The organism is Ralstonia sp. TCR112 (assembly GCF_007997035.1).
In the GTDB taxonomy this organism is placed as follows: domain Bacteria; phylum Pseudomonadota; class Gammaproteobacteria; order Burkholderiales; family Burkholderiaceae; genus Ralstonia; species Ralstonia edaphi.
On record NZ_VOSS01000025.1, the window covers coordinates 50,815 to 71,130 of the forward strand.

Sequence of the window (20,316 nt, forward strand, 5' to 3'; positions counted from 1 at the left end):
AACATGCCGTCACGTTCACCGTGCCGGCACCTATGATGAGTGCAGCCGGGCGGCTTCAGCCCCGACTTGGCCCTGAGCGACTAAGGGTTACTTCTTATACAGAATTTATCGACAATTTATTAACGTATCGCTTTCGTTTTCAAACGCGCGCCGTTTTGCAGGGTTCTTCCCGCCAACGGCGCACACGAGACGGGGGTTAAGTTGCAGTGCACGATTCACCGGCTGGGCGAACTCGCGCTGTTGTGCGAAGTGCCGCCACCGGCCACCCTGAACTGCCAGCAGCGCATCTGGGCCATGGCGTCGCGCGCGTCCAACTGGGCGGGCGTGGTCGACGTGGTGCCCGGCATGAACAACCTCACGCTCGTGTTTGGCCCACTGGCCGATGCGCAGCGATTGACCACGCAACTGCGCGAAGCCTGGGAAGAAAGCCAGGCGCTGGTGGCCGACGGCAAACTCGTCGACATCGAAGTCGCCTATGGCGGTGACGAAGGCCCCGATCTGCGCGAAGTCGCCAAGCACACCGGCCTGAGTACGGCTGAAGTCGTGCGCCGCCACACTGCGCCGGAATACATCGTCTATTTCCTGGGCTTCCAGCCCGGCTTTGCCTACATGGGCGGGCTCGACAAGTCGCTCGCCACACCGCGTCGCGCCGAGCCGCGCATGGCCGTGCCGGCTGGCTCGGTCGGCATCGGCGGCGAGCAGACCGGCATCTACCCGGCCGCATCCCCCGGTGGCTGGCAACTGCTTGGCCGCACAGACGCGGCGCTCTTCATGCCGCAGCGCAATCCCCCCACGCTGTTGGCGCCTGGAGACCGCATCCGCTTTGTTGCCTCGAAGGTGCGCGCATGAGTTCGAAACCCCAACCCATGATCGAGATCGTGCGGGCCGGCGTGCTGGCGTCTGTGCAGGACCTGGGCCGCACCGGCTATCGCCGCTTTGGCGTGTGCACGTCGGGCGCGCTGGATCCGCTGTCGCTGTATGTGGGCAACCGGCTGGTCGGCAACCGCAGTGACGCCGCGGGCATCGAGTTCACACTGGGCAACGCCACGTTGCGCTTCCACGCCAATGGCCTGATCGCGCTGACGGGCGCCGATTGCCGCGCCACGCTCGACGGCGCGCCGGTGCATGCGTGGCGTGCCATCCCTGTGCAACGCGGGCAGATGCTGACCTTGCGGGTGGCGCAGGGCGGCGTGCGCGCGTATCTCTGCGTGGCCGGCGGCATCGATGTGCCGGAGATGATGGGCTCGCGCAGCACCGATCTGAAAGCCGGCTTCGGCGGCTTCGAAGGGCGCCCGCTCAAGGACGGCGACAGGCTGCCCGTGCTGCCCGCCGATACGACGTACGCTCCCGACATCAGCGGCGACACCGTTGCCGTGAAGGCAGCCCGCTGGACATTCGACCGCGCGCAGAAGGACACGCCGGTCATGCGCGTACTGCCCGGTCCTGAATACGACGATTTCGTTGCCGACGCGCAAGCTGCGTTCTGGGAATCCGACTGGACGCTCACGCCCAACAGCAACCGGATGGGCTTTCGCCTCCAGGGGCCGGAACTCCAACGCAAGAAGCAGCGCAGCGGCGATCTGCTCTCGCACGGCGTGGTGCCGGGCGTGATCCAGGTGCCGCCGTCCGGACAGCCCATTGTGCTAATGGCCGATGCGCAAACCACCGGCGGCTATCCGAAGATCGGCTCCGTCATCCTGGCCGACCAATGGCGCCTGGCGCAGATTCCGCTCGGTACGCGCGTGCGCTTCGAGCGTGTGACGCTGGAAGAGGCCGAAGCCGCCCGCGCCGACGTGGCACGGTATCTGCAGCAAATCGAAACCGCGCTGGACTGGCAGCGCCAAGGCATTCTGTCGAGCGCGCATCGCACCGCCAAGACGCGACTGAACGCCTGATGCACCGGAAGACAACATCATGACTGCAATTGATCTGAACGCCGACCTCGGCGAAGGCTGCGATACCGACGAGGCGCTCCTCACCCTGGTGAGTTCCGCCAACATCGCCTGCGGCTGGCACGCCGGCGACGTCAACACGATGCGCCAGACCGTCGGCTGGGCGCTGCGCCAGGGCGTGTCGATCGGCGCGCATCCGAGCTTTCCCGATCGCGAGAACTTTGGCCGCACTGAAATGCACCTCCCGCCGGATGAAATCTACGCGGGCGTGCTATTCCAGATCGGTGGGCTTTCGGCGATCGTGCGTGCGCAGGGCGGCAAGCTGGCGCACGTGAAGGCGCACGGCGCGCTGTACAACCAGGCTTCGCGCGACCGGCCGCTGGCCGTCGCCATCGTGCGCGCGATCCGCGATTTCGATCCGTCGCTGGTGGTGTTTGGCCTGGCGGGCGGCGAGCTGGTCAAGGCCGCGCGTGAACTTGGCCTGCAGGCCAAGGAAGAGGTGTTTGCCGATCGCGGTTACAACCCGGACGGCTCGCTCGTCAAACGCGGCACGCCCGGCGCCCTCATCGACAGCGAAGATGCCGCGCTGGACCAGACGCTGACGATGGTGCGCGAGCAGCGCGTGAAGGCCATCGACGGCACGTGGGTTCCGATCCGCGCGGAAACGGTTTGTCTGCACGGCGACGGCGCGCATGCGCTGGCGTTCGCGCGACGCATTCGGGAACGGCTTGGCAGCGAAGGCATCGCTGTCCGTGCCGGCGCCTGAGCCACGGCCCCGTCCTTCCAGCGGGGCTTTTTATTAACTTGGGGGGAAGCACCACATGGGTACGGCAGTGAATCTATGGCCGCTGATCGGGGTGGTCGTCATCATCGCGGGGTTCATCCTGCGATTCAATCCGATGCTGGTGGTGGCCGTGGCCGCCATCGCCACCGGCTTTGCGGCATCGATGTCCATCGAACAAATCCTGACGGCGATCGGGACGGGCATCATCAAGACGCGGACGTTGCCGCTGATCATCCTGCTGCCGCTCGCGGTGGTGGGCCTGCTCGAGCGCCACGGCTTGCGTGAACACGCGCAGAACTGGATCGCGCGCATTCAGTCGGCCACCGTTGGCCGTCTGCTGATCGTCTACCTCGCCGTGCGCGAGCTGACGGCAGCTGCCGGTCTGACGAGCCTTGGCGGTCATCCGCAGATGGTGCGTCCGCTGCTGGCCCCGATGGCCGAAGGCGCCGCCGAGAACCGTTTCGGCAAGCTGCCGGCGCCGGTGCGTGAACGCCTGCTGGCCTTCTGCGCTGCCACCGACAACGTCGGCCTGTTCTTCGGCGAAGACATCTTCGTGGCCTTCGGCGCCATCGCGCTGATGCACACGTTCCTGCTCGGCTCGGGCATCGACGTGGAACCGCTGCATATCGCCGTGTGGGGCATCCCGACTGCGGTCTGCGCGTTCCTGATCCACTCGGTGCGCCTCAAGCGCCTGGACGGCTGGCTTGCCCGCGAAATGGGTAACCAGCGGGGCGCCGCCGGCAATACCAACACGGCTGCGGCCAAGCAGGGGTAAGCCATGATTCTGTCGATCAACTATCTGTACTGGCTGGCGGGGATCATCCTGACGATCACCGCGCTGATGACCTTTGCCGACAAGAACCACCCGCGCCGCTGGACCACGGGCCTGTTCTGGGCGATCTTCGCCGTCATCTTCCTCGTTGGCGACAAGCTCCCGCCGATCGTGGTGGGCGTGGGTGCCGTGGTGATGGCACTGCTGGCCGGCACGGGCGGCGTGACGCTGGGCAAGCACGGTGAACTGCCGGCGGAAGAGCGCCGCGCATCCGCCAAGCGCCTGGGCAACCGCCTCTTCATTCCGGCGCTGACCATTCCCCTGGTCACCGTCATCGGCAGCGTGTTCCTGAAGGACGTGAAGATCGGCGGCGATTTGCTGCTCGATCCGAAGAACCAGACCTTCGTCTCGCTGGGGCTGGGCTGCATCATCTCGCTGGCGCTGGCGTGCTGGTTGACGCGTGACACGCCGGTGCAGGCCATGCGTGAGTCGCGTCGGCTGACGGAGTCGCTCGGCTGGGCGCTGGTGCTGCCGCAGATGCTGGCCATGCTGGGTCTCGTCTTTGCCGATGCCGGTGTGGGCAAGGCTGTGGCGCACCTGACCACCGCCTACATCAACATGGACTATCGCCTCGTCGCGGTCGTCGTTTATTGCGTGGGCATGGCGCTGTTCACCGTCATCATGGGCAACGGCTTTGCGGCGTTCCCGGTCATGACGGGCGGGGTGGGGGTGCCCATTCTGGTGGGCGTGTTCCATGCCAACCCGGCGGTGATGGCGGCGATCGGCATGTTCTCGGGCTACTGCGGCACGCTGATGACCCCGATGGCGGCGAACTTCAATATCGTGCCCGCCGCGCTGTTGGAGTTGTCCGATAAGAACGCCGTGATCAAAGCGCAAGTCCCGACCGCGCTACTGTTGCTTGCAGCCAATATCGTGCTCTTGTACTTCCTGATGCTCCACTAATCGTGTTTAATGCGACGCGTGCGGTGCGCGTCACGCGGGCGGTTCTCAGCCGGCGGACGCCACCGAGCGCGGTCGCTGCCCGCGAGACAAGGGCACGCGGTCGTAGACCTCGCATCGTGCTCTTCTCCGGGGGGATTCATGAGCAGCCAGATGACGAGCGGCCGTTCCATGTCGGGACGCCGCTTTTTTTGTGTTCTCGCAGCCAGCGCGCTGTCGTTGATTTCCGCCGCGCAAGCCCGTGCGGAAACGCTTCGAGTGGCCACGCCGTATCCGGCCCTCAATTTCCATACGCAAAACCTGCAGGCTTTCGCAAGTGCCGTCAGCAGCGCCACTAATGGCGGGCTCAAGCTTGAGGTCTATCCGAACGGCACGCTGCTCAAGCCGGCCGCCATCTTTGACGGTGTCAAGGACGGCAAGGCCGAGGCGGGTGAAGTGATGCTGTCGACGTTGGCCCAGCGCGATCCGCTGTTCGGTGTGGATTCGATTCCCTTCGTGGTGTCGGGCTACAACGATGCGCGCCTGCTGTGGGATGCCTCGCGCAGCCACATCGAAGCGTTGATGAAGGCCAACGGATTGCGTCTGCTGTACGCCGTGCCCTGGCCGCCGCAGAACCTGTATTCCGAAACACCGATTGCCCGTTTGTCTGACCTGAAGGGACATCGTTTGCGCACGTATAACGCGGCGCAAAAGCGCATTGCCGAGTTGTATGGCGCGCAGGCCGTGCAGGTGGAAGCCGCCGATCTGACCGCCGCGATTGCCGGTGGCCGCATCGACACCATGGTCACCTCGCCGTCCACCGGTCTGGAGACGAAGGCCGGTCAGCGCATGACTTACTACTACAAGGTCAATGCGTGGATTCCCAAGAACGCCGTGTTCATCAACGAGGCGCGCTTCGCCAAGCTCCCGCCCGCGATGCAGCAGACGGTGCTCAAGCTCGCCAAGGATTACGAAACGCGCGGTTGGGATTCCAGCCGCCAGACCTACGAGCGCGATGAAGCCGAACTCGCCAAGACCGGCGTGCGCGTGCTCAATCCCGACGTCACCTTGCAGGGCGATATGCGCCGCCTGGGCGAGCGTCTGACGCGTGAATGGCTGCACACCGCGGGCACGGAAGAAGTCGACATCCTGTTGAACTTCGAGAACAAGCGCAGCAAGGCGAACTGACGCCGCAACGCGCTTGGGCATGATGTTCGACGGACGTTTATCATCGTTTTTGTCTTACGCAGCAAGCAGGAGAACGTCATGCCTACCGTCCTCGTCACCGGTTTTGATCCGTTCGAGAACGAACCCATCAACCCGTCGTGGGAAGCCGTGCGCACCCTCGACGGGCAGGGAATCGCAGGCGCCGACATCGTCGCGCGCCAGTTGCCGACCATCTTTGGCGAGTCCAACAAAGTGCTCGGCAAGTTGCTGCAGACGCTGCAGCCCGATGTGGTGATCGCCGTGGGGCAGGCCGGGGGCCGTGCCGAGATGGCGATCGAGCGCGTCGCCATCAATGTCGACGACGCGCGCATTGCCGACAACGCCGGCAAACAACCGATCGATATCGCCATCGCGAGTGACGGGCCGGCCGCGTATTTTTCAACGCTGCCGATCAAGACCATCGTGCGTGAACTGCGTGCGGGCGGTGTTCCCGCGTCGGTTTCGCAGACGGCGGGCACCTTTGTCTGCAACCACGTCTTCTATGGGCTGATGCACGCCATCGCCCGCCAGAAGCTGCCCACGCGCGGCGGCTTCATCCACATTCCGTATCTGCCGTCGCAGGCCGCCAAGCACCCGGGGCAACCGAGCATGGCGCACGACACCATCGTCGCCGGGCTGCGCATCGCCATCGAGACAACGCTGCGCACGCTGCACGACGTACGGGAAACCGGCGGCCAGCTGCACTGAGCCGGCGCGGCGGCACGCGCTCCGGTCAGTCCGTGAAGCGTGTATGTCGTTGCAGCTCGATGCGCACCGGCGTGCCCGGCGCCGCATAGGCGGAGGTGATCGGTGCCGTGTCGGTCGTGGGCCATTCGACTTCGATGGCCGCTAGCGCTTCGTCGTGCAATAGGGGCGAGCGCTGCAACTTCGGCGGCGTCGTCGCGGGCACGGCGGCCTGCACCACGGGGCGCGGTCGCCCCAGTCTGGCCGGCAATTGCGTTACGGCCGGCGCTGCTGCAGCGATGACCGGCGTGGCAACTTCCGTTTCGTCGAATGCCATGTCGGGTGCCTGAACCACGTCGGCTGCGGCTATGGCTGTGGGAGCCCCCTCGGACTCCGTGGCTTCGTTGGGTTCCGTCGACGCCGCCGGCGTCGCAGCGGAATGCGCGAGCAAAAGGGGCGGTACGGTCTGCGGGGCGACGGCGGCCACGGTTGCTTGATCCAACCCTGCGGCTGGCTGCCGATGTTGCCCGGTCTGCCAGCCAAGCAGTGCGGCCGCCAACGTGCACGCCATGCCAATCGACAGCCCGGTCATGCGTCGACGCCACTGCCCACGGCCGGCTGCGCGGGTGTCACCGCACGTGTGGGCGGCCGGATCGGACGATGCGCTCACCTGTGTCGCGGGGCTGGGCTGCGCGCTGTCGAGTGCAGGCCCGAAGGGCGGCGGCATACGCACCAAGCCTGGCAGGCGCAGGTGTCCGTCGATGATGAAGTTGGGGGATTCCAAGTCCGTCTCCGCTGATGGCCGCAGCGCGCATCCAAGCCGGCTGCGCGAGCAGGCGCCATGCTAAGCGGCAGATGGACGGTGGTCGATCAGATTGGTCTTAACTCGATGCGCGTTGCATCGAAGGCGGAGAGGTCGCTGGCCCGCCGCTCTTGCGCTAGGCCAGGAAGGTGAGTGTCAAAGACCTTGACGAGACGTTTAAGGCGCGGGCGACCAGTGCGGATCGTTGAGCTGTTTTTCCAGCAAGCGAATCTGCTGCTGCAGTGATTCGACCTGGGTCTGGTACGCACGACGCTCGATGTCCAGCGCCTTCGTCTCCTGACGCATGGTCTGCTGTTCGGTCAGCATCTTTTGGCGCTGCGCCTGCATGATGCGGACCTCCTCGCTGAGCGAGGCGGCGCGCTGCTGAGCTGCCTGGGCTTCGCGTTCCAGTTGCGCTTTTTGGCCCGCCGTGACGGCGCGGCGCAGATCATCTTCGGCCCACGTACGGGTCTGGCTGGCCAGCGTTTCGTACGCGCCCTCGGCCGGAGCGACCGACGCAAACTTGTACACACGCCACAGTTCTTTGCGATACGACAGGGCGACGTAGGCCGTGGTGTCTTCGTTGACCAGCAGCAGGCTCGTGCCGTAGTCGCCGTTGTAGGTCGTGCGCAGTTCAGTCAGGCGCTTCTGCGCCAGCAGCTGCTGCAGTTCAGCGACGGTGCCGCCTGACGCAGCCGTGGACACTGCCGGCGCTTGTGGTGCACTGGCTTGCGCGTGGACGAGGCCGGCGCCCGCAACCGAGGCTGCGGCAACGAACGTGAGGACGGTTCGGCGGAGTACGAGAGACATCGCAAAGTTCAGAAATCGGAGGCGACGCGACTATATCAGCTTTGTGCGCCCCGCCCCGCAGCGAGCGTACCGATTTGACCTTCCGTCGCCTTTGAATCATGGCGGCGTCGCGCCTCGGCCACGATGCACTGCCATTCGCTGAATGAGACGCGCTCGCGGAACATCTCGATCAGGAAGTCGCCGACGTCCTGATGCCGCTTTGACGTGCCAAGCGCGGCTTTCAAGCGCCGCAACTCTCTCTGCAAACGCGTGACGCGGGCCCGTGCGTTGGCCTGTTGCAATGAGCCGATGGGGAATGTTCTTACGGATGCTTCGGCCGCTGCCAACGCTCGCACGAGGTCGGCACGTTGCTGCTGAAGCGATTCAAACTCGCGCTGGAGTTCACGGCTGCCGTCTGGGGAGGGGGATTGCGATTGCTCGGGGCGAGCGATGGCATGGCGCACGTTGGGGCCTCCTGCGATGGGTTGGTATCCCGCTCCCTGACGCCAATCAGGGTGGCCGGGCACAAGGTAGAGTTGGCGTACCGGTATCGCAGGCAACCGGCGAGCGCGAGCGCTCCCCCACCAAGGCCCGACCATAGGAGGCGCTTGATGTACGGGCGTAAAAAAACCGCCAACCGGCGGTCGTACCCGCCTGCGATATTCTCGGACGCCAATCCGAGGTCACGTTGTGTGCGTGACGGGCCGCAGTATAGCCCAGGGGGCATGCCCTATTTGTGCCAGATGGTGATGCAACGATGGGGTGGCCGGGCACAAGGCGAGGTTGGCGTACCGGTGACAAAGGAAACCGGCGAGCGCAAACGCTCCCTTGCCAAGGCCCGGCCATGAACAAAGCGGGTATCAGCGGCTCTGCATCTCTTTGAGCCACAGGCTCATCAGCCCAGCGCGGCCACGCACGCCGAACTTGCGATAGACGCTCGTGATGTAAGAGTGCGTGGTCGACGTGGCCAGACCGAGCTGTTCCGCAATCTGCTTTTCTGCGGCTTCAGTCAATAACAACTGCAATACCCTGGATTCATGAGGCGCGAGACGCGCCTGCAGTTGCGCCAAGGGACTGCGCTCGGCCGCCGTTCTTGTTGCGGTGACGTTACGTGCCACGCCGATGCGGAGCCGATGCTCGACGTTCCACTGTGCGGACCACGACAAATGGACATCGGTGCCAAGCTGGTGCCGATAGCGATTCTCAAATCCGGTGCATTTAATGCCAGCCTGAACGCGACCCGCTTGCTTTTGCGTTCTGTCGCGGTCGTCAGGCGCCACGAGTTCGAGCATGGTTTGCCCAAGCAGGTCGGAGGGGCGGTAACCAAGAATGTCTTCCCACGCAGCATTGGCGTGACGGATCCGCCCACGCTCGTCGACCAGAAAGACGCCATCTGGAAGACTATTGGCCAACGCGATCGCGCTTACATCCTTGAGGACTTCCATGGTTTGACGCGTTGAGTTGCAATACAAAAGAACCGATGCCAAAGCGCCGATGCGCATTATCAATGCGTGATCGCCATCCCGGATAACGGCGATATGACAGCGCTGCCAGAACTTGCCGCGCTTTGGAAAATGTTGATCTAAGCTCGTTGCACCCAATTGCAGCCGCATGAACGGCGTCTGCTGGCGGGTTCATACCTCTAATTAGCAGGGTGCCAGCCAGAATAGCGTCTGCTATCGTTTTCGACAATATTGGGCATCAGCATCGTGCCTGATAAAAAGTTCAGCGCCCGTGCGGTTCCATGGAGCCGACGCAGGGCGGGTAACGGGGAAAACAGCAAGTCGCCTGGCCGTCGCAGGCCAAACACGTCTCGTAGGCGCGGGGTGAGCGGATTCTCCCCGCGTCTTTGCGAGTTGGCGTTCCGGCGATATGGCTTCGGTGTTGATGCGCGGGCCATCACCAATCCGATCGTTGGTGAGGGAACCTCATAAGAACGAGCCGCAACTTTGAAGAACGGGGAAGCGTCTTTACGCGCTTGACTAACCCCAAGCCCGGGGGGGCTTGGGGCAGCGCTTCTGTCCTTGGCATTGGCAGCAACGCGCAGCAGAGCCCGTCAGGTTATTCCATTCGAGAAAAGAATAATCAATAAGCCTGTTTTGATTTAACGCCCGATTAATATGGATTTGATTTGCAAGGTAAGGTTGTACCAAGATCGCGGACGTTATTTTGCGGTGTTGGTCGCACCGGACACGATGTGCTCCAGCACAGGGCGAAATGCAGCTGAAGCTTTGACAAATCTAGGCCGCTCAATGGCCGAGAGTCCACTCCCTCAGTCGGTAGATCTCCCCATCAAGTCGAAAGAGCGCCAGAAGAGAAGCCCGGCAGGAGGACTGCCGTCTGAACCTCGTGAAGTTTCCCGCGCTGTCCCACTCGTTAAACGCCTTCTTGAAGAGCGCTTCGGGAAGACCACGCTGCGTGGGCTCTCGGAAAAACTGGGTTTGGACGACGTCACTCCGCAATTGCTGTCGTCTTCCATCGCGGGCAATGGAGCGAAGCGCGTTCGCCTCGCCATTGCCCAGGCGCTCGGAGAAGACGCCGATGTGCTTTGGCCCACGGCGCGGCACTGAAAAAGCGGCGCGGGCTGGAAGAGTAGGGGGGAAATCTGGAACGCCTTGGAACAAGGACTGGCGGAAGCGGTGAGATTCGAACTCACGGATGGGTCACCCCATCGGCAGTTTTCAAGACTGCTGCCTTAAACCACTCGGCCACGCTTCCTTCGTACTGCGCTGCTCGTTGCGAGCAAGGGCGCCATTGTAACGGTACCTGGCGCAACTTGGCACCGGGTACTGTCAGTTTTCGTCGTCGGCCAAGAACAATTCCTGCAAATCGTTGAGGAACCGCTGCCCCAGCTCGGTCGGGCGGATGGCGACATGGTCGCGCGTGAGCAAACCGCGCTGCTCTGCGGCATCGAGTTGTCGCTCGATCGAGCGCAGCGGCAGGCCCGTGCGTTCCTGGAACAGCGTGACGGGGAACCCATCCGTCAAGCGCAGCGCATTGAGCATGAACTCGAACGGCAGGTCGGCGGCGTCGACTTCGCGCTGCTCCTGCATGACCGCCGCACCGCCGCAGTCTCGGCCTGGCGCAGATACGTGTCCGGATGTTTGTGCCGCATCTCGCGAATGACCCGGTGCGGAAAGCTGAGCTTGCCGTGCGCACCGGGGCCGATGCCAAGGTAATCGCCGAATTGCCAGTAGTTCAGATTGTGCTTACAGCGCTTGCCGGCCTTGGCGTATGCCGACACCTCGTAGTGCTCGTAGCCTGCCGCCGCCAACCGCGCGTGGATCCAGTCCTGCATTGCAAACGCCGCGTCGTCATCCGGCAGCGCGGGCGGGTACTTGGCGAAATACGTGTTCGGCTCCAGCGTCAGGTGGTACAGCGACACGTGGTTCGTATCGAACGACAACGCGGCCTCCACGTCGGCCTCGCACTCGGCAAGCGTCTGGCCCGGCAGGGCAAACATCAGGTCGAGGTTGATGTTGTCGAAGTGCGCGCGGGCGATGTCGATGGCGGCGCGCGCTTCGGCGGCGCTGTGGATGCGGCCAAGCGCCTGCAGGTGCGCGTCGTTGAAGCTCTGGATGCCGATCGACAGGCGGTTCACGCCGCTGGCGCGATAGCTGCGGAAGCGTTCGGCCTCGAAGGTGCCCGGGTTGGCCTCCATCGTGATCTCGGCGTCGGCGTCAACGGGCAGCAGCATGCGGATGTCCGACAGCAGCCGGTCCAGCCCCTGCGCTGACAACAGGCTCGGCGTGCCGCCACCAATGAAGATCGTATGCACATGCCGGCCCCACACCATTGGTAGTGCGGCTTCCAAATCCTGACGCACGGCAGCGAGAAAGCGCTCTTCCGGGATGCCCTGTTCCGGCTCTGCATGCGAGTTGAAATCGCAGTACGGACACTTGCGTACGCACCACGGCACGTGCACGTACAACGACAGCGGCGGCGAGGCGGGCAGGCTGATCTTGCCCGGCTGCAGGAAGACGGAGGTGACCTTGTCACCGGTTTCAGCGGCGGTCGCGGAAGGCGTCTTGGCTGCGCCGGCGGGGTGAATCGGAATCATCGGAACGTCAGGCGTTTTCAAAGGTGCGCAGCCGTTCAACGAGCTGCGCGAGGGCTTGTGCACGATGGCTCACGCTGTTCTTCTCGGCTTTGCTCAGCTCGGCGGCGGTCTTGCCGAGATCGGGCAGCAGGAAGTGCGGGTCGTAGCCGAAGCCGCCGTCGCCGCGCGGTGTGTCGATCACCTCGCCAAACCAGTTGCCTTCGGCAATGATCGGCTGCGGGTCATCGGCGTGGCGCACGTAGACGAGCACGCAAACATAATGCGCGCCGCGGTCGGCCTTGCCGGCCAGTTCGCGGACGAGGCGGGCGTTGTTGGCGGCATCCGATTTGGGCTCGCCCGCCAGTTGCGCATAGCGCGCGGAATACACGCCCGGCGCGCCGCCCAGGGCATGCACGCAGATGCCGGAGTCGTCTGCCAGCGCGGGCAGGCCGGACGCACGGCTCGCGTGGCGTGCCTTGGTGAGCGCGTTTTCAACGAAGGTCGCATAGGGCTCCTCCGCCTCGGGAATGCCGAGCGCGCCTTGGGGCGTCACGTCAAACCCGAGGGTGCCCAGCAGCGCGTTGAATTCGGCCAGCTTCCCGGCGTTGTTCGAGGCGAGAACGATCTTGCGCATGGCCGTGTCGATCACAGGCCCAGCGCCTGCTTCTGCAGGCCGATCAGCGTGCGGATGCCTTGGTCGGCCAGGCCCAGCAATGCATCCATTTCAGCGCGCGAGAACGGCGTGCCTTCCGCGGTGCCTTGCACTTCCACAAAGCCGCCGCTGCCCGTCATGACGACGTTCATGTCGGTGTCGCACGCCGAGTCTTCGGGGTAGTCCAGGTCGAGCACCGGTACGCCGTCGACCACGCCCACCGACACGGCAGCTACGAAATCGCGGATCGGGTTGCCCGCCAGCAGGCCCTTTTCGCGCATGACCGAGACTGCGTCATATGCCGCGACGAACGCGCCGGTAATGCTGGCCGTGCGCGTGCCGCCATCGGCTTGCAGCACGTCGCAGTCGAGGTGCAGCGTGTGCTCGCCCAGCGCGCGCAGATCGAACACCGAGCGCATCGCGCGGCCGATCAGGCGCTGGATTTCCTGCGTGCGGCCGGTCTGCTTGCCGCGCGCGGCTTCGCGGTCGGAGCGCGTGTGCGTCGAGCGCGGCAGCATGCCGTATTCGGCCGTCACCCAGCCCTCGCCGCTGCCTTTCTTGTGCGGTGGCACCTTGGGCAGCACGCTGGCCGTGCAGAGCACTTGCGTGTCGCCAAAGCACACCAGCACCGAGCCTTCGGCGTGGCGCGTGAAGTTGCGGGTGAGGGTGACAGGGCGGAGTTGGTCGGGCTGGCGGCCGCTGGGTCGCATGTGGGGTCTCGCTTAAGAAAACGGATAGCCCGACATGATACCGCCCGCGCTGCGCTTGGCAGGGCGGGCCGGAGGTGGGGAATGCGAGGACTGAGCGACGGCGCTTAGCGCGTCAGATTGCTCGTCTTGTCGATGGCGGCGCGGATTTCCGCGATGGAGCGCTCGATTTCCTCTTCCGACATCAACCCCGATTCACTTTGCGGCGCGTCCAGGATCGACGTCGTGAAGGCGTTCAGGGGCAGGGTGTCGGTTTGCACCGAATCCTGCGTGGTGGTCACGGCGTCCAGCTCCCACATCATGGAGATGGCGGTGGTGTTGTCGGCCGTGTCGCCGGCATTGCGCAGCGCGCGGGCGATCAGTTCGGGAATCGCCTGCGTGACCGAGAAGCTGGTGCAGGTGTCGATGAGTTCGTCTTCCTGCACGCTGCCCCACAGGCCGTCGGAGCACAGCATGGCGACGTCGCCCGGCTCGAGGTTGACCGGCCCGCCGATGTCGATGAGCGGCAGATTGGGCGAGCCCAGGCAGTTGTAGATCTTGTTGCGCTCGGGGTGGTTCGCAACCTGCATCGGCAGCACACGGTCTTGTTGCAGCAGGTTTTCGATCTTGGAGTGATCGCGCGTGCGCGTCACCAGTTCGCCCTTTCGCATCAGGTACATGCGCGAATCGCCGGCATGCGCCCAGTGCAGCGAGCCACGCTGGGCCAGCGCGCAGACGATGGTCGTGCGTGGCGCGTCCGGCAGGCCGTTTGTCTCGGCATAGCGATGGATGTCGCGGTGCGCGAGCATGATGCTCTCGTGCAGGAAATCGCGCGGATTGCGGATCGAGGGACGTGCGTGGCGCTGAAACTGGCGCGCCATGGTCTGCAGCGCCTGCTGGGCCGCAACTTCCCCCAGGGAATGCCCGCCCAGACCGTCGCACAGCACCATCAGCATGGCGTCACGCGTGAAGCAGTAGCCCATGCGGTCCTGGTTGACGCGTCGCGCGCCTTTTTTGCTTTCTTGATAAACCGAGAATCGCATTGCGGCTAGATGAATATTCGGTGAGGGAGGCGGTGCAGCGGCAAGTCCCGTCTAGTGTTGCACCATTCTGGAATCATACTCCGCCTGTCAGCGGCAATCGGGCGCTCAACTGTCCCGGCGGCGCAACAGACGGCTCATGAAACGCGTCGTCAACGCCTCTTTTTCTTCTGGCACGGGGCCGCCTTGGGTGACAGCGGTCAGCGCCTGCAATTCGGTCAGCGCGTTGCTTTCTTCGCGCAGCACCTTTTGCAGGCGGAACACGCTCTGCGGGCGTTCTTCGGGCTTCATCTTCAGGCACCAGCCCACTAGATCGATGAGGCTGGCCGTGTAGACCTTGCGCAGGCGCTCCAGGCCTTCTTCCAGCTTGTCGTCTTTCTCGCGCTGCGTGGCTTCCTGGGGCGGCGTGCCGGCCATGCAGGCATAGATCGTGGCGCCGATGCTGTAGATGTCCGTCCACGGGCCCAGCTCGTTGTGCTTGCGGTACAGCTCCGGCGCGGCAAAGCCCGGCGTGTACATCGGCTGGAAGCGCGAGGCCTCGGCGGTAAGCGTCTGCCGCGCGGCACCGAAGTCGAGCAGGATCGGCGAAAAGTCTTCGCGCAGGTAAATGTTGCCGGGCTTGATGTCGAGGTGCAGCAGCTTGTGGATGTGGACTTCGCGCAGCCCGCTCATCAGGTCATGGAAGACCTGGCGGATGAAGCGCTCGCGCAGCATCTTCAGCTTGCCTTGCTGGCGCGCGGTGAGGATGTGTTCCTGCAGCGTTTTACCCTGCTCATACGTCATCACCATGTAGACCGTGCCATTTTCCCGGAAGAAATTGAGCACGCGCACGATAGCGGGGTGCGAAATCTTGGCCAGCGACCGGCCTTCTTCGAAGAAGTACTTGAGCCCGAGGCGGAACGCACTCGCGCTTTCTTCGGGCACGACAGGAATCAATTCGCCCGGCGCGCGACGGGCCAGCGAAGACGGAAGGTATTCCTTTACGGCCACCGGCGTCCCATGCTCGTCGGTCGCAAGATAGACGAAGCTGAACCCCCCGCTGGCCAACTTCTTTACAATACGATAATTGGACAGCAAGGTGCCGACCGGCAACGGGGCACTGCGCGGCTGTCCTGAGCCTTTTGACTCTGTCATGGGTTTGTGTGGCGAAATGGCTGTCGGATTCTCCCTGACCAGTCCACACGTTGTAAAGCGACAAAAGGTGGGGGATTCCCCGCCAATTCCAGGCGTTAAATACCGCCACCGGATTTCCCGATTCGACCAAGAACAACACACCACGATTCCATGATCCACAGCATGACCGGCTACGGCGTTGCCACACGCCAGGCAGCCTTTACCGATGCCCATGGCGCCCCCAGCGGCAGCGTCGCTACCGTCTCGGTCGAATTCCGCACCGTCAACTCCCGCTTCCTCGATCTGCTGTTCCGCGCCCCTGAAGAGTGCCGAGCCTTCGAGCCGGCCCTGCGCGAAATGCTGATGAGCGCACTGTCGCGCGGCAAGCTGGAATGCCGGATCAATCTGCAGCGCCAGGAAGCTGCCAGCGATGTCGCGGCGCTCAATGTTGAGCTGCTGCAACAACTCGCCAAGCTCGAGCAGGCCGTTACGCGGTATCTGCCGGCATCGGGTTCGCTGCGCATGGGTGAAATTCTGCGTTGGCCCGGCGTGCTGGCCGAGCCCCAGCTGACACAAGACGCGCTGCGCGATGCCGTGATCGAAGCTGCCAAAGAGGCGCTCAAGCAACTTCTGGAATCGCGCCGTCGCGAAGGGGATGCGCTCAAGGCTGTGCTGCTTGACCGCGCTGACGCGATGCTGGCCATCGTCGACAAGCTCACGCCGATGGTGCCCGTTCTGATCCAGCAGCATCAGGACAAGCTGACCGAGCGCCTGCGCGAGGCGTTTGGCCTGGCAGCGCCCGAAGGCACGCCGGCGCTGACGCGCGACGAACTGTCCGAACGCATTCGCCAGGAAGCCACCGTCTACGGCATCCGCATCGACATCGCCGAAGAACTTTCGCGCCTGCAGGCACATCTGCGCGAAACGCGCCACATCCTGGAGAAGGGCGGCCAGATCGGCAAGCGCCTGGATTTCATGATGCAAGAGCTGAACCGCGAGGCGAACACGCTCGGTTCGAAGGCGGCCGCCAAGGAACTGGCCGATGCATCGATGGAACTCAAGCTGCTCATCGAGCAGATGCGCGAGCAGGTCCAGAACCTCGAATAACTCGAAACGATAGAACTAGAACATGCCATCCTCTCAAGCGCACTCCGCCGTCGATACGCCCATCGAGAATCATTTTCCGGGCAGCCTGTTCATGGTCGTGGCGCCGTCCGGCGCCGGCAAGTCGACGCTGGTGAATGCGCTGCTGGCGCACGACTCGTCGATCCGCCTGTCGGTCTCGGCCACCACGCGCAAGCCGCGCCCGGGCGAGCAGCACGGCCGTGAATACAACTTCATGACCGTCGAGGAGTTCAAGGCTTGCCGTGACCGCGGCGAGTTTCTCGAATGGGCCGAGGTGCACGGCAACTACTACGCCACTTCGCGCGTGTGGATCGAGGAACAGATGCGCGCCGGTACCGACGTGCTGCTCGAAATCGACTGGCAGGGCGCTCAGCAGGTGCATCAGCGTTTCTCCAACGCTGTCGAAATCTTCATCCTGCCGCCATCGCTCACGGCACTGGAAGAGCGCCTGAAGAAGCGCGGCCAGGACGAGCCGAACGTGATCGTGCGCCGCCTGCTGGCGGCGGGCTCCGAGATGGCGCACGCGCCCGAGGCCGACTACGTGATCATCAACGAAGTGTTCGACACGGCATTGGCCGAGTTGCGCACGGTGGTCCAGGCCACGCGCCTGCGATTCGGTGCCCAGAAGGCGCGCCACGGCGAGCTGTTCGTGGAGCTGGGCATTCACTGAAGCACGCAGCGCAATCGCGTTTTTCAGCGCGACTGCGAAAGTGTGGTAGCGCCTGCGCCCAAGGGCTGTCCGAAGGGAGTGCTGCGCTGCTGCTAAAATATCGAGATCAACAAGATTTGCCACCAGGTGGAGTTTTCATGGCGCGTATTACCGTCGAAGATTGCTTGAAACAGATTCCGAATCGCTTCGAACTGGCATTGGCCGCAACGTACCGCGCCCGTCAGTTGGTGCAGGGCCACACGCCCAAGGTCGATGCCAAGGACAAGCCGACCGTGACCGCATTGCGCGAAATCGCATCGGGTCAGGTTGGTATCGAGATGCTCAAGAAGGTTCCGTCCTGAGCTGACGCGCGTTACTTGGCATTACCCGGCGTGGTACGCTGCCTCGGTCACTGATCGTTCTAGCGATCTTTCATGGATGTGAAAGCCGCGAACGCACTAGACCCCGGCATGCCTACCTCGCCCGCTTCTTCTTCGCCCAGGACCCAACATTCCGCCACGCACGAACACAACGTGCCGTCGGTGGAATCGTCCGCGAGGTCGTCCGGTTCTGCGCCGGGCGCCTCCACGGTGCCTTCGGGGTCTTCTACCGCATCCATCGTTTCCATGCCGTCCTCCGCTTCCGGCTCCGGCCCTGCGTCCCCTCGTACGGGCGCGCCGAACTTGCCTGATCCGCGTGGTGCCGACCTGGTAGGGGAGCGGGCAGCCCTGCCGCCAAAATCACACAAGAGCGCAAGCGCTGACGCCGCCGAGCCGACAGCCCGGCCCGAGGGTGCCGACACGCTCTTCATCGATGCGGTGCTGGAGCAGACCTATCGGCATCTGTTCGGCCCGACCTCGCAGCCGGCAGCGCCGCCTCGGCAGCAAGTCGTCTCCATCTCTGGGCTCACTGAGAAACTGTCGTATCTGAAGTCGGCGGATCTCAAGCTGGTGAAGGAGGCGTTCCACTTCTCCGACGAAGCGCATCTGGGCCAGTACCGCCAAAGCGGAGAGCCGTACATTACGCATCCCGTAGCCGTGGCAGAGATCTGCGCGGATTGGAAGCTGGATGTGCAATCGATCATGGCAGCGCTGCTGCACGACGTGATCGAAGACCAGGGCGTGACCAAGAGCGAGCTGGCCGAGAAGTTCGGCCCCAAGGTCGCGGAACTGGTCGACGGCCTGACCAAGCTGGACAAGCTCGAATTCCAGAGCCGCGAGCAGGCGCAGGCCGAGAGCTTCCGCAAGATGCTGCTCGCCATGGCGCGCGATGTGCGCGTGATTCTCGTCAAGCTCGCCGATCGTACGCACAACATGCGCACGCTCGACCACGTGCCGCCGGAGAAGCGGCGCCGCATTGCGGGCGAAACGATGGAGATTTACGCGCCGATCGCGCACCGCCTTGGCCTGAATACGACATATCGCGAGTTGCAGGAACTGAGCTTCCGAATCGGCTCGCCGTTCCGGTATGCCACGCTCGAGAAGGCGGTGAAGGCCGCGCGCGGTAATCGGCGCGAAGTCGTGAGCCGCATTTTGGAGACGGCGCAGCGCGCGCTGACCGACGCGGGCATCCCGGCCGAAATGACGGGTCGCGAGAAAACGCTGTACAGCATTTACCGCAAGATGCACGACAAGCAGTTGTCGTTCTCGCAGGTGCTGGATGTGTATGGCTTTCGCGTGGTGGTCGACACGCAGATGCAGTGCTACATGACGATGGGTGCGCTGCATAGCCTCTACAAGCCGATGCCCGGCAAGTTCAAGGATTACATCGCCATCCCCAAGATCAACGGTTATCAGTCGCTGCACACGACGCTGGTGGGGCCGTTCGGCACGCCGGTCGAGTTCCAGATCCGCACGCGCGAGATGAACCAGATTGCGGAAGCCGGCGTGGCAGCGCACTGGATGTACAAGCAGCACCACGACGAGCCCGATCGCGCGCAGCAACAAGCGCATCAGTGGCTGCAGTCGCTGCTCGACATTCAGAGCCAGACGGGCGACTCGCAGGAGTTTCTGGAGCACGTCAAGATCGACCTGTTCCCGGATGCCGTCTACGTGTTCACGCCCAAGGGCGAGATCCGCGCACTGCCGCGCGGCGCCACGGCGCTGGACTTTGCCTACGCGGTGCACAGCGATCTGGGCAACCAGTGCGTGGCAGTCAAGATCAACAACGAGCTGCTGCCGCTGCGCACGGAGCTGAAGAACGGCGACATCGTCGAAGTGGTGACGGCGCCGTACTCGAAGCCGAACCCCGCATGGCTCACGTTCGTGCGCACGGGCAAGGCGCGCGCGGCGATCCGACATTTCCTCAAGACAGCCAAGCTGGATGAGGCGATTCAACTGGGCGAGCGTCTGCTCGAACAGGCGCTGCGGCAGATCGGCATCGACATGAAGGCCGTGTCGGCCCAGGTGTGGGAGCGCATCGTGCAGTGGACGGGCAACAAGGCGCGTGAAGATGTTTTCGCGGATCTGGCGCTGGGTCGCCGGGTGGCTGCCGTGGTTGCGCGCCGGCTGGAAATTCTTCTGCAAGAAGGCGGTCACGACGGTGATGAGGCCTTGATGGCGGCCGTGCACACCTTCGCTGGCGACGAGGCGCCTGCCGTCACCGTGAGTGGCGACGAAGGCATGGCGATGGTGTTCTCGTCATGCTGCCGCCCGATTCCCGGCGACCCGATCGTCGGCTATATCGGCAAGGGTGAAGGCTTGCAGATCCACGTGCAGGAATGTCGCGTGGCCAAGCGCCTGCATGGCAAGGATCCGGAGCATTGGATCGACGTCATGTGGGCCGAGCACACCACACGCGCCTTCGATGTGTCGATCAAGGTGCTGGTGCGCAATACGAAGGGGATCCTCGCGCGCGTGGCGGCGGATTTGACCTCGGCCGATGCCAACGTGGCGCACGTGTCGATGGAGCAGGAGGGCGATCAGGAAGCGACGTACATGACGTTCCTGATTCAGGTGCATGACCGCGTGCACCTGGCCGATGTGATGCGCGCGCTGCGACGCAACCCGGATGTGATTCGCATTGCGCGGGATCGCGGCGGAGATTGATGCTTCCGGGTGGAACAAAGAAAGGGCGAGGCCACCGGGCTTCGCCTTTTTTGTTTGTAGTCCGCTTGCAGCACACGTAGAGCGACGAGATCGCTTT

Annotated in this window: 21 protein-coding genes, 1 tRNA gene and 1 pseudogene; 12 read left to right on the forward strand and 11 right to left on the reverse strand. The window is 63.8% G+C overall.

Translation table 11 applies throughout. The annotated features are described in order from the left end of the window. Positions 1–201: 201 nt before the first annotated feature. The 7 genes from pxpB to pcp all read left to right on the forward strand — a co-directional run bounded on the left by pxpB (position 202) and on the right by pcp (position 6,301). Positions 202–849 carry a 5-oxoprolinase subunit PxpB gene (pxpB, locus tag FUT88_RS08830; RefSeq protein WP_009277474.1) on the forward strand — a complete coding sequence of 216 codons (648 nt, stop codon included), beginning with the start codon at positions 202–204 and terminating at the stop codon, positions 847–849. Further along, positions 846–1,895 (forward strand): biotin-dependent carboxyltransferase family protein, encoded by a 1,050-nt coding sequence (locus FUT88_RS08835; protein WP_081785403.1) that lies wholly within the window; start codon positions 846–848, stop codon positions 1,893–1,895. Before pxpB ends, FUT88_RS08835 begins: the two co-directional genes overlap by 4 nt. 19 nt (positions 1,896–1,914) lie before the next feature. Continuing rightward, positions 1,915–2,658 (forward strand): 5-oxoprolinase subunit PxpA, encoded by a 744-nt coding sequence (gene pxpA / locus FUT88_RS08840; protein WP_147214650.1) that lies wholly within the window; start codon positions 1,915–1,917, stop codon positions 2,656–2,658. Between the two features lie 55 nt (positions 2,659–2,713). Next, positions 2,714–3,451 carry a DUF969 domain-containing protein gene (locus tag FUT88_RS08845; protein WP_027680962.1) on the forward strand — a complete coding sequence of 246 codons (738 nt, stop codon included), beginning with the start codon at positions 2,714–2,716 and terminating at the stop codon, positions 3,449–3,451. 3 nt (positions 3,452–3,454) lie between these two features. Further along, a complete protein-coding gene (locus tag FUT88_RS08850) occupies positions 3,455–4,411 on the forward strand; it encodes a DUF979 domain-containing protein (protein ID WP_012762372.1) in 957 nt (318 codons plus the stop codon). Between the two features lie 138 nt (positions 4,412–4,549). Next, the gene (locus FUT88_RS08855) at positions 4,550–5,575 is read left to right on the forward strand and encodes a TRAP transporter substrate-binding protein (protein ID WP_147214651.1); all 1,026 of its coding nucleotides are present in this window, start codon (positions 4,550–4,552) and stop codon (positions 5,573–5,575) included. 78 nt (positions 5,576–5,653) lie between these two features. Next, positions 5,654–6,301 (forward strand): pyroglutamyl-peptidase I, encoded by a 648-nt coding sequence (gene pcp / locus FUT88_RS08860; RefSeq protein WP_147214652.1) that lies wholly within the window; start codon positions 5,654–5,656, stop codon positions 6,299–6,301. A gap of 25 nt (positions 6,302–6,326) precedes the next feature. On the opposite strand, the gene FUT88_RS08865 is transcribed toward pcp, so the two are convergent. From FUT88_RS08865 to FUT88_RS08880, 4 genes are all read right to left on the reverse strand, one after another. Further along, positions 6,327–7,061 (reverse strand): ribonuclease E, encoded by a 735-nt coding sequence (locus FUT88_RS08865; RefSeq protein ID WP_261797081.1) that lies wholly within the window; start codon positions 7,059–7,061, stop codon positions 6,327–6,329. Between the two features lie 195 nt (positions 7,062–7,256). Next, positions 7,257–7,889 carry a DUF2968 domain-containing protein gene (locus tag FUT88_RS08870; RefSeq protein WP_147214653.1) on the reverse strand — a complete coding sequence of 211 codons (633 nt, stop codon included), beginning with the start codon at positions 7,887–7,889 and terminating at the stop codon, positions 7,257–7,259. 35 nt (positions 7,890–7,924) lie between these two features. After that, the gene (locus FUT88_RS08875; RefSeq protein WP_147214654.1) at positions 7,925–8,332 is read right to left on the reverse strand and encodes a hypothetical protein; all 408 of its coding nucleotides are present in this window, start codon (positions 8,330–8,332) and stop codon (positions 7,925–7,927) included. A 396-nt stretch (positions 8,333–8,728) separates the two neighbouring features. Continuing rightward, positions 8,729–9,481, reverse strand: a complete 753-nt coding sequence (locus tag FUT88_RS08880; RefSeq protein ID WP_261797082.1) for a PAS domain S-box protein — start codon at positions 9,479–9,481, stop codon at positions 8,729–8,731. A gap of 639 nt (positions 9,482–10,120) precedes the next feature. Here FUT88_RS08880 and FUT88_RS08885 point away from each other — a divergent pair. Beyond that, entirely contained in the window at positions 10,121–10,438 is a 318-nt protein-coding gene (locus FUT88_RS08885) for a transcriptional regulator (protein ID WP_147214655.1), read from the forward strand. A 58-nt stretch (positions 10,439–10,496) separates the two neighbouring features. On the opposite strand, the gene FUT88_RS08890 is transcribed toward FUT88_RS08885, so the two are convergent. The 6 genes and pseudogenes from FUT88_RS08890 to FUT88_RS08915 form a co-directional block, all read right to left on the reverse strand. Beyond that, positions 10,497–10,586 (reverse strand) — tRNA-Ser (locus FUT88_RS08890). Positions 10,587–10,660: 74 nt separating this feature from the next. Next, positions 10,661–11,928 (reverse strand): annotated as a pseudogene (hemW, locus tag FUT88_RS08895) (radical SAM family heme chaperone HemW). Positions 11,929–11,935: 7 nt separating this feature from the next. Then, on the reverse strand, positions 11,936–12,541 hold the full coding sequence (gene rdgB / locus FUT88_RS08900) for an RdgB/HAM1 family non-canonical purine NTP pyrophosphatase (RefSeq protein ID WP_147214656.1): 606 nt from the start codon (positions 12,539–12,541) through the stop codon (positions 11,936–11,938). A gap of 11 nt (positions 12,542–12,552) precedes the next feature. Continuing rightward, the gene (gene rph / locus FUT88_RS08905; RefSeq protein WP_147214657.1) at positions 12,553–13,269 is read right to left on the reverse strand and encodes a ribonuclease PH; all 717 of its coding nucleotides are present in this window, start codon (positions 13,267–13,269) and stop codon (positions 12,553–12,555) included. A gap of 104 nt (positions 13,270–13,373) precedes the next feature. Beyond that, positions 13,374–14,288, reverse strand: a complete 915-nt coding sequence (locus FUT88_RS08910) for a PP2C family protein-serine/threonine phosphatase (RefSeq protein ID WP_147214658.1) — start codon at positions 14,286–14,288, stop codon at positions 13,374–13,376. 105 nt (positions 14,289–14,393) lie between these two features. Beyond that, positions 14,394–15,419, reverse strand: a complete 1,026-nt coding sequence (locus FUT88_RS08915) for a serine/threonine-protein kinase (protein WP_147214659.1) — start codon at positions 15,417–15,419, stop codon at positions 14,394–14,396. 150 nt (positions 15,420–15,569) lie between these two features. Here FUT88_RS08915 and FUT88_RS08920 point away from each other — a divergent pair, with 150 nt between their 5' ends. The 3 genes from FUT88_RS08920 (at position 15,570) to rpoZ (ending at position 17,534) form a co-directional block, all read left to right on the forward strand. Continuing rightward, positions 15,570–16,505 (forward strand): YicC/YloC family endoribonuclease, encoded by a 936-nt coding sequence (locus FUT88_RS08920; protein WP_027680975.1) that lies wholly within the window; start codon positions 15,570–15,572, stop codon positions 16,503–16,505. A 22-nt stretch (positions 16,506–16,527) separates the two neighbouring features. Next, the gene (gmk, locus tag FUT88_RS08925) at positions 16,528–17,193 is read left to right on the forward strand and encodes a guanylate kinase (RefSeq protein WP_147214660.1); all 666 of its coding nucleotides are present in this window, start codon (positions 16,528–16,530) and stop codon (positions 17,191–17,193) included. A gap of 137 nt (positions 17,194–17,330) precedes the next feature. Beyond that, the gene (gene rpoZ, locus FUT88_RS08930; RefSeq protein WP_004630929.1) at positions 17,331–17,534 is read left to right on the forward strand and encodes a DNA-directed RNA polymerase subunit omega; all 204 of its coding nucleotides are present in this window, start codon (positions 17,331–17,333) and stop codon (positions 17,532–17,534) included. A 59-nt stretch (positions 17,535–17,593) separates the two neighbouring features. On the opposite strand, the gene FUT88_RS08935 is transcribed toward rpoZ, so the two are convergent. Then, complete coding sequence (locus FUT88_RS08935; RefSeq protein WP_186829261.1) at positions 17,594–17,800, reverse strand: hypothetical protein; 207 nt, start codon at positions 17,798–17,800, stop codon at positions 17,594–17,596. Here FUT88_RS08935 and FUT88_RS08940 point away from each other — a divergent pair. Beyond that, positions 17,799–20,219, forward strand: coding sequence for a RelA/SpoT family protein (locus FUT88_RS08940; RefSeq protein WP_147214661.1), 2,421 nt, complete (start codon positions 17,799–17,801; stop codon positions 20,217–20,219). The genes FUT88_RS08935 and FUT88_RS08940 overlap by 2 nt on opposite strands. Positions 20,220–20,316 lie beyond the last annotated feature (97 nt).

Coding starts and splice junctions, on each gene's coding strand:
- FUT88_RS08835 (WP_081785403.1), top strand. CDS start 846: ATGAGTTCGAAACCCCAACCCATGATCGAGATCGTGCGGGCCGGCGTG.
- pxpA (WP_147214650.1), top strand. CDS start 1,915: ATGACTGCAATTGATCTGAACGCCGACCTCGGCGAAGGCTGCGATACC.
- FUT88_RS08845 (WP_027680962.1), top strand. CDS start 2,714: ATGGGTACGGCAGTGAATCTATGGCCGCTGATCGGGGTGGTCGTCATC.
- FUT88_RS08850 (WP_012762372.1), top strand. CDS start 3,455: ATGATTCTGTCGATCAACTATCTGTACTGGCTGGCGGGGATCATCCTG.
- FUT88_RS08855 (WP_147214651.1), top strand. CDS start 4,550: ATGAGCAGCCAGATGACGAGCGGCCGTTCCATGTCGGGACGCCGCTTT.
- pcp (WP_147214652.1), top strand. CDS start 5,654: ATGCCTACCGTCCTCGTCACCGGTTTTGATCCGTTCGAGAACGAACCC.
- FUT88_RS08870 (WP_147214653.1), bottom strand. CDS start 7,889: ATGTCTCTCGTACTCCGCCGAACCGTCCTCACGTTCGTTGCCGCAGCC.
- FUT88_RS08880 (WP_261797082.1), bottom strand. CDS start 9,481: ATGCGGCTGCAATTGGGTGCAACGAGCTTAGATCAACATTTTCCAAAG.
- FUT88_RS08885 (WP_147214655.1), top strand. CDS start 10,121: ATGGCCGAGAGTCCACTCCCTCAGTCGGTAGATCTCCCCATCAAGTCG.
- rdgB (WP_147214656.1), bottom strand. CDS start 12,541: ATGCGCAAGATCGTTCTCGCCTCGAACAACGCCGGGAAGCTGGCCGAA.
- rph (WP_147214657.1), bottom strand. CDS start 13,269: ATGCGACCCAGCGGCCGCCAGCCCGACCAACTCCGCCCTGTCACCCTC.
- FUT88_RS08910 (WP_147214658.1), bottom strand. CDS start 14,288: ATGCGATTCTCGGTTTATCAAGAAAGCAAAAAAGGCGCGCGACGCGTC.
- FUT88_RS08915 (WP_147214659.1), bottom strand. CDS start 15,419: ATGACAGAGTCAAAAGGCTCAGGACAGCCGCGCAGTGCCCCGTTGCCG.
- FUT88_RS08920 (WP_027680975.1), top strand. CDS start 15,570: ATGATCCACAGCATGACCGGCTACGGCGTTGCCACACGCCAGGCAGCC.
- gmk (WP_147214660.1), top strand. CDS start 16,528: ATGCCATCCTCTCAAGCGCACTCCGCCGTCGATACGCCCATCGAGAAT.
- rpoZ (WP_004630929.1), top strand. CDS start 17,331: ATGGCGCGTATTACCGTCGAAGATTGCTTGAAACAGATTCCGAATCGC.
- FUT88_RS08940 (WP_147214661.1), top strand. CDS start 17,799: ATGCCGTCCTCCGCTTCCGGCTCCGGCCCTGCGTCCCCTCGTACGGGC.
- FUT88_RS08935 (WP_186829261.1), bottom strand. CDS start 17,800: ATGGAAACGATGGATGCGGTAGAAGACCCCGAAGGCACCGTGGAGGCG.